The sequence below is a fragment of the Escherichia sp. E4742 genome, from assembly GCF_005843885.1.
GTDB lineage: Bacteria > Pseudomonadota > Gammaproteobacteria > Enterobacterales > Enterobacteriaceae > Escherichia.
The window spans coordinates 4,640,154-4,651,330 of sequence record NZ_CP040443.1 but is presented as its reverse complement, the minus strand read 5'-3'; the positions used below and the strand labels follow the sequence as shown (position 1 = coordinate 4,651,330).

The following is an 11,177-nucleotide window of genomic DNA, read 5'->3' as shown; positions in this document are numbered from 1 at the left end:
TGGGTCGTAAATCATGAATAAACGCCTTGCTCTATTCGAAAAATGAGCATGGCAACTTTCAACGCCCCCTCTTCTGAGTCCATTATCTCAGAGGGCGTTTTCCACTGTAATGCTCTGTTTGGTTCATTGCACCAGTTTAATGCTGCACTTTCGTTACCTTCAAAAAGATCAATAGCCTTTTGTATAACATCATTTTTTGTCAGCATATTTTACACCTGAAGACGTTTTTAGTGCTTCGATAAGGTTACTTCGCTCTTCCTCTGTCATTCGGGAGATGAGTAATGCAAGTTCTGCTGTTGTCTGATCATCACAAAAAAAATAGTTCAACGGTACGTTTAACTCTGCCGCCATTCGTCGAAGCGTATCAATATCGGGGACATGGCGTCCTTTCTCATAATGATTCATACGACTGCTAGCCGATGCGGGATCAAAGCCAACAAGGAGACCCAGAGAGCGCTGTGATAAACCCGCCCTGCATCTCGCTTCCTTAAGTCGTTCTGGTATTGGATTTTTTTCAGACACTGATTCATCTTCATTGGCCTCGAATGCTTAGATTGTCTAAGTATCTGTCATTGTTGTATACTTAGCAATCCTAAGTTAACAGCCTTGTTTTGTCATATGAATAGTCGAGTAACCAACCCTGAGTCGTACATATTTTCTGCAATCATCTTAATTGGCAAAGATAACTTCACCAGTAACGAAGTAGCAAAAATTCTTATCGAGCGATTTTCACTTCCGAAAAATTATTTAAAGGCAAAAGCTTTTGCTTATAACCAAATTCAATCCCTGGTTAGAAAAGGATTATTAAACAAAGTAAGAAAAACAGGCGTGTATCAATATTTATACTCAGTCACATCAGAATTTAATATCGCAACAGAATGCGTGGAATTAATTGAGGCAACCCCAAAGTCTTCCTGTCAACTTGTTTCAAGTGCTACCAACCATGAACACAGAAATGTAAATATCCAAATAAAGTCTCTTATTGAAAAATACAGCAGTGAGTTGGCGAAAGTATCAGGAGCAAAGGAGATTTATGAAGAATTGATAGTTGCTGTGCCGAGCAGAGAAAATGAATTCAGGAAGCTTTCTCTTGAACAAGAGAAAAAACACATCAAGATAAATGAAAAAATAAATACATTAATTGGAATTATTAATCAATCCCTTGCAGTAACGCAATGAATTTTAACAAGTATTTGAAGCTAAATGGAGTCATGAAAAAGAGAGGGCAAAGCCGAGCCCGCCCTCTCCCTTCATGCACTGACAAGCCTCATTAAAATGAGATTAACAGCGACACCCCTATATGCTAGACGTATATAAATATAATGTCAGCCAGTCCCGGATGCAACTCCTTAATGAAGTTCAGTACTCTCTGTTTATTAGTTACCGAAATGATAGTTGGTTATAGGTTTGTAAAATTCCGCTCGGGATGAAGCAAAGCAAACATTCGGTAAAGGGCTTTTTTATTATCGGTGACCCGTCCTGAATAACTACCTATCAGCCAACAGCATCCCGGCTATCCCGTCCAGGCGTTTTTTTACCTTTTCCCAACCCGGCATAACCTGCCCCATCAGCCGGTAAAATTTCTCGCTGTGATTGTGCTCAGCGACATGGCATAACTCATGGAGCAATACATAGTCGATGCATTCCGAGGAAGCCTTTACCAGCCACGGGTTAAGTGTCAGGCAGCCTTTTGCAGAACAGTTTCCCCATTGCGTCTGCATGGCTCGTAAACGTATCGGAGGACGCTCACTTACCCATAAGGTTTGCGGTATCAGTAAATCCAGTCTGCGTTGAAACACATCTCTGGCGCGCTCCCGATACCACTCAGCCAGCACCGCCTTAACGCGTTCAGCGGATTTGTGTCTGACGGTGACTTCCAGACGGCCCCGCAACATTTTCACTTTTTGCGGAACAGCAGCATCTTCTGTTACTTTCAACTGGTATTGTTTGCCAAGATAGTAATGGCTTTCGCCACTCACATACTGACGCGGGACGATATGCGTTTGTTGCTCCCTGAAGTCGCTTAGTTGCTGATATATCCAGCGCCCTCGCTTTTTCAGCGAAGATATCACATCCTGCTCCGGCGTTCCGGGTGGTACAGATGCGACTACCCGGCAGTCCGGATGAACCTTGATAAGTATCCTGCCTTTAACAACCTTCCGTGGGACACACTGAACCACGATGGTTTCATCACCATAAACAAAACGTACAGCATTCATAGATAGTGACTTTTTCTCACTCATGATTTCATCAAACCAACGCGCAGGATCTGGATGATGGTTTCAACGATACGGTTTACCTGGTTCATTCCAGCACCGATCTCTCGACAGGCAGTAAACAGTCGCGGCAACAGGCTTGTCTTAACGGCTTTCTCAATATCCTGAGGATTGAGGGAATTTTCCGAAACCGCTTTGACAATAATAGTGTCCACTTCGAAAGCCAGCTTCGTCCATTTATCCTGAACCTGATCATCGTTTACCGCGAAAACCTCAGGTAGCTCTTTTTTAAATACTCCGTAGTATGCTTGCGCATGTTTGTTTACGGCCAGCGCATCCGGGATGTCGCTGAGTTTGCGGGTTTCCACCTGCGCCTCAAACTCGCGGAAAAGAAGATATTGCTTCAGCGGATGGTCAAACAGTTTTTCTGCTTCTTCGATAGCCATACGCAGAAGTTTGGAAAATGCCTCCTGAGCATACGGGTCATCACGCAGCTCCTGCTCAATCATCTTCGTCACGCGGGTTTTAATGATGTCGGTTTCATTGCGGGTTTTGTTGCTGTCCCACTCTTCGGGCTTTTCGCTCTTGCCCATTTTACCGACTTCATACACGCCATCCGGTTCACGAACCTCAACGCCGGTGACATGCTTATCCAGCAATTTTTTCACCTGCTCCGAGTAGTCGTCATAATTGACCTGCTCACCACTGACCTGCATCGCCCACTGGCGCAGGCTGGACATCTGTTTTACGGTTTCTTTATAGAGATTTCGGTCTTGTTCCGTAAAGCTCTTGTCGGTGAAGAAGGTGGCGGACTGCAGCGCTACTTTCAGGCATCCGGCAAAGGCCGTTAGCGCCTCGAAGAAATCATCACGGGTTTTCTGATGGATATCGACCATCTCTCCGTCACGTTCTTCCATTTTTGGCACCAGTACTGCACGTAACTGCTCAGTATCATTTTTGTTTTTAACACCGGCAAATATGGCCCACAACTGGTTATACAGATGCGGCAGACGTTTATATTCAGAACTCATGGCGCTGTACAACCCGTCAATATCCTTGATGTCGTATCCTCCCTGAGTTCGGGAGGCGAGATCCTGATATTTACCGATCGTCGTGTCCAGTTCAGCCAGAATGCCGCGATAATCAATCAGCAGGCCAAACTTTTTCAGTGGATGCAGTCGGTTTACCCGGGCAATAGCCTGAATAAGATTATGGGATTTAAGCGGTTTGTCGATATACAGCACGGTATTCTTCGGTTCATCAAACCCGGTGAGCAGTTTATCGACGACAATCAGCAATTTAAGCTTATCATCGGTATCGAAACGACTGATGATATCGCGGGTGTATGCGGATTCATCCTGCGTACCGACATTATCCTTCCACCATTTCGTTACTTCCGGCAGCTTACTTTCATCCACCTCGGTATTCCCTTCCCGGGTATCCGGGGGGCTTATCACCACCGCTGATTCAAACAAACCGGCTTCATCAAGATACTTTTTATATTTAATGGCAGAGATTTTGCTGTCGCAGGCAAGTTGTCCTTTCAGACCCTCATCAATATTTTTCGAGAAGTGTGTGGCGATATCCAGCGCAATCAGGCGAATACGATCATCTGCACTGTAAACCTCACCTTTACGAGCATACTTACGCTTGAGGTCAGCCTTTTGCGCATCGCTCAGACCATCGGTAATGCGGTCAAACCAGGCATCAATCGCCCGATCATTCACTTCCAGATCCGGAATACGTTCTTCATACAGCAGAGGCGTAACGGCTTTATCTTCGACAGCCCTCTGCATAGTGTAGGCGTGGACAATCGGGCCGAATTTATTGGTGGTCTTATCTTCTTTCAGCAATGGCGTACCGGTAAATGCCACAAAGGCGGCATTCGGCAGGGCCAGTTTCATACGTACATGGTTTTCACCGCCCTGACTGCGGTGTCCTTCATCAATCAGTACGATGATATCGGGGCTGGTATTGACGCATTCAGGGAGTTTTGTCGCTGTATTAAATTTCTGGATTAGGGTGAAAATGATGCGTTCTTTACCGGAACCAATCTGTTTCGCCAGCATCTGCCCGGATGTCGCCATTGCATTGGCTTTATCTTTTTTCCCGGCCAATTCGCCGCCGGACGCAAAGGTACCGCTGAGCTGTTCCTCAAGATCTATGCGGTCTGTCACGACAACGATACGACACTGCTTCAGGCTGTCATGTAGAATCAGCGCCTTACTGAGAAATACCATTGTATAAGATTTTCCGGAACCCGTGGTATGCCAGATGACACCACCTTCCCTGCCGCCGTCTGGTCTACGGGTACTGATGCGTTCCAGTAGTCTTTTAATGCCGAACACCTGCTGATAGCGGGCGACAATCTTCCCGGTCTTTTTATCAAACAGGGTGAAAAAGCGCGTCATCTCCAGCAGACGTTCCGGCGAAAGCAGACTGATGAGCAGTTTGTCCTGTCCACTAACGGCCAGTTCACCCCCGGCGATTAACTGCTGATACCAGTTGAGATCGGCTGACGGACGATGATCAAATAACGCATGAATCTGTTCAGTCGATAACGGATGGTTGCGCAGAGCATACATCTGCGCATCCGTAATATCTTCTTCCCGCCATGCCGCCCAGAATTTCATTGGCGTATGGCAGGTACCGTAGCGACCGTCATGCCCGTTAATTGAAAGCAATAGCTGGCTATAGGCAAACAGCTGCGGGATTTCATCGTTGAACTGGTTGCGGATACTCTGAGATATCCCTTCGTCAATGGTTGGCCCTTTCTTACCGTGACCTGCCGGGCTTTTCGCTTCAATGACTGCCAGCGGGATACCATTCACAAAGCAGACAATATCCGGTCTGCGGGTTTCGACACCGCCTGACCGCAATACCGTAAATTCTTCGGTAAAGTGAAACTGGTTATTTTCCGGATGTTCCCAGTCAATCAGCGCAATGGTGGGGGTCACCTTCTTGCCGTCGACAAACTCCGTGACGGCGATACCGTAGAGCAGATGGTTATACATCCGCTCATTGGCTTTCAGCAGTCCTTCATTCAGCGCCGGAGAACAGACCTGCGATATCAGGTTATCTAGCGCCTTTTCCGATAACTGGCAGATTTTGCCACCCGCCATAAAGGAACGCTTCGACAGCTCTTCACGCAGAACCGGACGCAGCACCACCTCATCCTGTTTATAGCCCCGGTAATCCATAATCTGTTTCGGGGATAAAAACGTCCAGCCGAGGCTGGTCAGTAACGTCAGCGCCGGGATTTTGGCGCTGTATTCTTCCTGGAATTTTGGCGTGTACGGCTGATTCATGAGTGTTCCTTGTTCTCCACGTTATGCGCTAACGGTTTCTTCCGATTCTACTTTGACACGGCGTTTCCCGGTCAATAACTGCTGCATCAGGGCTTTTTTCTCTTCTTTCAGGCAGGCGAGTTTTTTCTCCAACATGGACATTTCGGCGTCGGCAGCAGACAGGACGGCGGCGATTTTTTGTTGCTCTTCAAAGCTAGGAACCGGAACTTTTAATGAAAAAAAGTCTGAAGGTTTTACATTTAGCAAGCCATGAGCCCGTCCACCTTCATGAGCGATTTGAGACAAACTGTTATTCAAAAGGCCTGACTCAAAATAATGCTCCCAATAGTCACCGAATGATTCTTTGGGTGTAGAAATTTCGAAACATATATACAGCGTTGTTACCACTCCTTCCGGGTATCGATTTAATCGTTTTATTGCACCCATCGGATAGCCATTAGAATAACTTTTATTGTACGCAAACTGACCTTTCTTTAATAAGAAATAACCATCAAGGGTATCTGAAGCTACTGTTTTCTTGAAAAAGTCTTCCTGTTTAATCAAACCATGTTGTCCTGAAATGGTTACAACATTAGTGCTTTTTCCGTTATTTTTTTTTGTAACGCGCTGAAATAATTTCGCAAAGGTATACAGCTCCCAAGTTTCAGAAAACCTCACACCATTATCATCCAGCAAACGTTTCTTACCGGTAAGCAATTGCTGCATCAGGGCTTTTTTCTGCTGCTGGCTGTTGACGAGAAGCTTTTCCGTTACCGCAACTGCCTTATCCCAGGTTGACAGGATTTGGGCGATTTTTTTTTGTTCAGCAATAGGAGGGAGTAACAAAGGCATTTTTTCAAGGGATGCTTTGTTTAGTTTGTACCGACCCGCCCCTTGCCGACTCAAGAAGCTGAAAATGTCCCTGTGCATAAAATAGTAGTAAAACCATTCTCTTGTGGCCTCTTGAGTTCCTTCAATAATATGAGCATGGTTATTAACTGTACATTTTCCATCCACCAACTGCGTCATTGACTGTTTTTCAAACTTCAGGAAGTGATCACCATCTTCTCCAATCAAAGCATAACTTCCATCTTGTTCATAAGTACCAATATAACCTTGGATCTTAGTCGGACCGTAATAAGGATAGTTGCCCGGACTCATACTACGTTCTTCTTCGCTAATTGGCTTCCGCAAGTTATTACGGATGGAAAACACCTTGCCTACATAAGTGAATTGCCACCCATGAGGCACATTTTTAATTCTTGCTTGCATCAATTCGAGTTGATTTATCTCGTAATTAAACGCCATAACCCAACTCCTTCAAATACTCTGCCATCTCCACTTCCAACTTCGCCAGTTCCACTTTCAATTGCTCACGTTCGGCGCGCACCGCAAGCAAATCAATCTCGTCTTCCTCTTCGAAGGTGTCGACATAGCGCGGAATATTGAGGTTATAGTCGTTGTCCTGAATCTCCTTCAGGCTGGCGAGATAGGCGTATTTCTCGACGTTATCGCCTTCTCGATAGGTGTTAACGATCTTCTGGATATTTTCTGCGCTGAGCTGGTTCTGGTTTTTACCCGCCCTATATTCACGGCTGGCGTCGATAAACAGCACCTTGTCATCTACTTTCTGCTTTTTGAAAATCAAGATAGTAGCCGGAATACCGGTACCGTAAAACAGTTTTTCCGGCAGACCAATCACCGCATCCAGCAGGTTTTCATCAATGAGTTTCTGGCGGATTTTACCTTCGCTGGCGCCACGGAACAGCACACCGTGCGGCACCACTACGCCCATGCGACCAGTTCCCGGTTTCAGCGTTTCAATCATATGCAGAATAAAGGCGTAATCCCCTTTGGTTTTCGGCGGCACGCCGCGACGGAAGCGACCAAACTTGTCGTGCTCGGCCTCGTCATGACCCCACTTATCCAGACTGAAAGGCGGGTTGGCGGTCACGATATCAAACAGCATCAGGTCGCCGTTTTTATCGAGTAGTTTCGGGTTGCGAATGGTATCGCCCCACTCGATTTTGTGGTTGTCTTCGCCGTGCAGGAACATGTTCATTTTCGCCAACGACCACGTGGAGCCAATCGCTTCCTGGCCGAACAGAGCATAGTTGCGGCTGTTATGCCCTGAGACGATTTTACGCCCGCACTTCATTAACAATGAGCCAGAACCACAGGCTGGGTCACAGATGGTGTCACCGGGTTGCGGGTCAAGCAGCTCAGCAATCAGGTCCGAAACTTCAGGTGGGGTATAGAACTCCCCTGCTTTCTGCCCGCCGCTGGCAGCAAAGTTTTTAATCAGGTATTCGTAGGCGTTACCGATCACGTCCAGTGTACCCACACGGCTCGGTTTCAGGTTCAGAGCGTCACCGGCGAAGTCTTCCAGCAACTGCCGCAGGATGGTGTTCTTCTGCTTTTCTTCACCCAGACGGTCGGTATTAAACGAGATATCCTGGAACACGCTTTTCCCGGCATCTTTCAGTTTGGTGCCGTTGGCTTCTTCAATGGCGTGTAACGCCTGGTCGATACGCTCACCGTTGCCCGGCTCATGACGGCGCTCATACAGTGCATAAAAACTGGCGTTTTTCGGCAGCACGAAGCGTTCGTTAGCCATCATCGCTTCAATCAGCTCCGGCGCGTCACCATACTGCTTTTTATATTCGTCATAGTGATCCTGCCAGACATCCGAAATGTACTTAAGGAACAGCATTGTAAGGATAAAGTCTTTATAGGTATCGGCGCTGATAGTGCCACGGAAGGTATCGCACGCGGCCCACAGGGCTTTGTTGATAGTATCCTGAGTGATTTTGTCGTTCATGAATCATCCTGCTATGAAGAAAACCTTACGATATGTTGTATTCATCGTAGAAAATTTGGTGCAGATGATACCTTAAGGTGCGTCTTCAGGCACGTCAAAGCCGCATCGTTCGAAGTGGATTTTTCCTGAGGGGAATAGGACTCTTTTGCCCGTAATGTGGTGGACTGGTCGATGAAACAAACACTAACGCGCGGCTTGGTACTGGATACACTGTCGATGGCGGTCTGGTAGCGCCGACGTCATTGTGTACAGCGTAATGGTAGGGTTCTGCCGGGATACTTACAATTCCTTTTGCTCGAAGAAAAGGAAGAAACGCGTGTATTTAGGGTCGGACTAAAAGATGCGATAAATCTGTCTATCAGCTCACCTAACAAAAGCATTAGAGAGTCAGCATCAATTATCCGTGAACAACGTAGATACCAGGGGGAAGGACGCGTATCGCACCGTTCAATAGGCTAAACTCTTCTTCTGAAAGGGCTGGAATGCGATCACGCGCTGATACTGGATGTGGGAAACATGGGGGCAAGTGATTTGTATGTTGCGCTCTCCAGGGGGCCAAATCTGTTACGGTCTTCTCTGGTCGTGATGAGTTTACACCCTGAAATTCCCCATGGACTGACCCCACGGCCGTAGACATATCCTGTCCTCACGACGAGGCCTGTTCAAAGACCTCTGGGCTGATGCCCCCCAGGTGGCTGTGGCGCCGGGCCCGGTTGTAAAACACTTCGATGTAATCGAAGATATCGGCCCGGGCCAGATCCCGGGTTTTGTATATTCTCTTCCTGATGCGTTCTTTTTTCAGTGAACTGAAGAACGATTCGGCCACAGCATTATCCCGGCAGTTGCCACGCCGGCTCATGCTCGGAGCCAGGTTATTGGCCTGGTAGAACCGTTACCCGCGACCTTTGCTAGCCTGAAGTTAAGTCGTAGCGTAACGTACCAACTAACTAGAAACCGCTCCAAGTCCATATCGTGAGGATAATGACTGTAGAGACACTCCATAATAGTATTGCTGAAGTATTGATTTAGTTTTATTATCCTATGAACGGTGAGATTCATAAATGTTAAATTTCAAAGAGTTAGATAAAGACGGGAAAGAATTTGAACTCCTTATTAGGGAGTTGCTTTTTTCTAAAGGGTTTAAGGTCTATTGGAGTGGTGTGGGGCCAGATGGTGGTCGAGATCTCGTTTGTATTGAAGAACATAAAAGCTTCTTCGCACCCAGTCAAAAGAAGTGGTTAATTCAATGTAAGCATAATGCTAACGGAGGCGGATCGGTAGGAATCAAGGATCTTGATGATATTGTTGATTCATGTTCTCAACATGGTGCTACAGGCTTTATTTTGGCGTGCTCGACTCAGCCATCATCAGCTGTTGTCGACCGACTTGAATCAATTACTAATAATCCAAAGAATGATATTACAGCCATATATTGGGATTATGTTTTTATTGAGCAGGCGCTTTCAACCCCAGCCCTTTGGCGAGTGGCTCAACGTTTTTTCCCAGTATCATCAGAAGCAACTTCTTGGAAAGTATATGCGACTGAAAATCCTAATCATTGGGTAGTAAATTATAAAGGTTACTATTTTCACTTAGCCAATAGAATCGGCTCATATCATGAGCACCATTTTGAAAGTATAAGTAAAAGAATTGAGGAGATTGAGTCAATTGAAATGCCGAAAAATCATTTCATACGGGTTAGGTCAGTATATTTTGACGACAAAAATGGAAATTATACATGGTACTTGGATTACATGTATCCAAACGCAGATAGGCCAAAATATAGCTCCGCTGAAATTAAACATTACTTAGGCGACGGGTACGCTTTAGAGGATGGACAATGTTATTTATTTGATGTAAAACTAAGATCATACTTCCAGTTTAGTGACCACTATGACCCAGATCACTACGATTACTATTCACCTTATATCAACAATTATTTATATGGTATGAAGCGGGAGGGTAACTGGGATGATCACGAAGAGGCATACCGTTCGGATCAGGAACTAATAGAGAAGTTAGAAGCATGTCGAAATGTAAGTTTTGAAAAGCTGGCTGAAAAGTTTAAAGAACTTGATTTTTGTCGATTGATGCGGTCATCAAATGCGCGTCTGGAAGATCTAGATAAATTCCATCTACAACGAAATTGGTCTGACTTGATATCTTCCTTAGACATTGAAACTGATAGGTTTTTTTCGGCCTGGTTTATTTTTGACGTCAATAATGTTAATAGATTTCATGAGTTAGTGTCATATATACCTCAGCACGTACTTTATAACTTTAGACTGACCAGGGCTTATATTTATTTACCTGAACGTGACAATAGAAGCGTTCTGGATTCAAATGATGATGAGTACATATTCGAATTAACATTATCAATTCATCCTGCAGAGCTTAATAATAAGTTCATTGCAAGAGAGAAGTTAAATGAGTATTTTGATTTGATTATCAATGGAATTAATGAATTCCAGTCTAAATACTATTAAGTTCTAAGACTACCTCTTATTTTAAGAGAGGCGAAGTACCTGGTGATCTACGGGGCTAGTCTAAGAGTGAGAAATCAAATAACACCACCTGGAGCTTACAAAATAGCCCTTTTCAGGGCTTATTTTGATTTTCTGACAGCTAGCAGTCCTGCGTATTTCCTGCCCTTAGCTCTTCGATTACGCTGAATCATCGTTCCGCCACCAGACATGACCGGGATAAACTGTCCGTATTTTGCATCATACGCAAAAATCTGGCCGTCCTTCGGAGCAATCCCTGAATGGTCAAGATGTACATCCACCGCTGAGTTTCTCCATGAAAAAGCGCAGCTGCTCTTACACGTATAGGGTGACGAATTGATGTTTGTAC

8 protein-coding genes and 1 pseudogene are annotated in these 11,177 nt (G+C 45.5%); 2 read left to right on the top strand and 7 right to left on the bottom strand.

Annotated elements, in window-relative coordinates:
• Nucleotides 1-11 precede the first annotated feature (11 nt).
• Nucleotides 12-206, bottom strand: a complete 195-nt coding sequence (locus FEM44_RS22615) for an MbcA/ParS/Xre antitoxin family protein (RefSeq protein WP_001301005.1) — start codon at nucleotides 204-206, stop codon at nucleotides 12-14.
• The gene (locus tag FEM44_RS22610; RefSeq protein ID WP_001300511.1) at nucleotides 190-522 is read right to left on the bottom strand and encodes a helix-turn-helix domain-containing protein; all 333 of its coding nucleotides are present in this window, start codon (nucleotides 520-522) and stop codon (nucleotides 190-192) included. The genes FEM44_RS22615 and FEM44_RS22610 overlap by 17 nt, the downstream gene beginning before the upstream one ends.
• Before the next feature lie 96 nt (nucleotides 523-618).
• On the opposite strand from FEM44_RS22610, the gene FEM44_RS22605 reads away from it, so the two are divergent.
• Entirely contained in the window at nucleotides 619-1,179 is a 561-nt protein-coding gene (locus FEM44_RS22605; protein WP_001088752.1) for a hypothetical protein, read from the top strand.
• Between the two features lie 308 nt (nucleotides 1,180-1,487).
• Here FEM44_RS22605 and FEM44_RS22600 read toward each other — a convergent pair whose 3' ends face one another.
• The 5 genes and pseudogenes from FEM44_RS22600 to FEM44_RS22575 all read right to left on the bottom strand — a co-directional run.
• Nucleotides 1,488-2,243: a M48 family metallopeptidase gene (locus FEM44_RS22600; protein ID WP_023285132.1), complete on the bottom strand. Its 756-nt coding sequence runs from the start codon at nucleotides 2,241-2,243 to the stop codon at nucleotides 1,488-1,490.
• A complete protein-coding gene (locus tag FEM44_RS22595; RefSeq protein WP_048971609.1) occupies nucleotides 2,240-5,524 on the bottom strand; it encodes a type I restriction endonuclease subunit R in 3,285 nt (1,094 codons plus the stop codon). Before FEM44_RS22595 ends, FEM44_RS22600 begins: the two co-directional genes overlap by 4 nt.
• 21 nt (nucleotides 5,525-5,545) lie before the next feature.
• Entirely contained in the window at nucleotides 5,546-6,811 is a 1,266-nt protein-coding gene (locus tag FEM44_RS22590; RefSeq protein ID WP_054250739.1) for a restriction endonuclease subunit S, read from the bottom strand.
• Nucleotides 6,801-8,324, bottom strand: a complete 1,524-nt coding sequence (locus FEM44_RS22585; RefSeq protein ID WP_135522422.1) for a type I restriction-modification system subunit M — start codon at nucleotides 8,322-8,324, stop codon at nucleotides 6,801-6,803. Before FEM44_RS22585 ends, FEM44_RS22590 begins: the two co-directional genes overlap by 11 nt.
• Before the next feature lie 646 nt (nucleotides 8,325-8,970).
• Nucleotides 8,971-9,216: pseudogene (locus FEM44_RS22575) on the bottom strand (IS3 family transposase); the annotation flags it as partial.
• A 169-nt stretch (nucleotides 9,217-9,385) separates the two neighbouring features.
• Between FEM44_RS22575 and FEM44_RS22570 the strand changes: the two are divergent.
• Nucleotides 9,386-10,810 (top strand): restriction endonuclease, encoded by a 1,425-nt coding sequence (locus FEM44_RS22570; RefSeq protein WP_138159198.1) that lies wholly within the window; start codon nucleotides 9,386-9,388, stop codon nucleotides 10,808-10,810.
• Nucleotides 10,811-11,177: the final 367 nt, after the last annotated feature.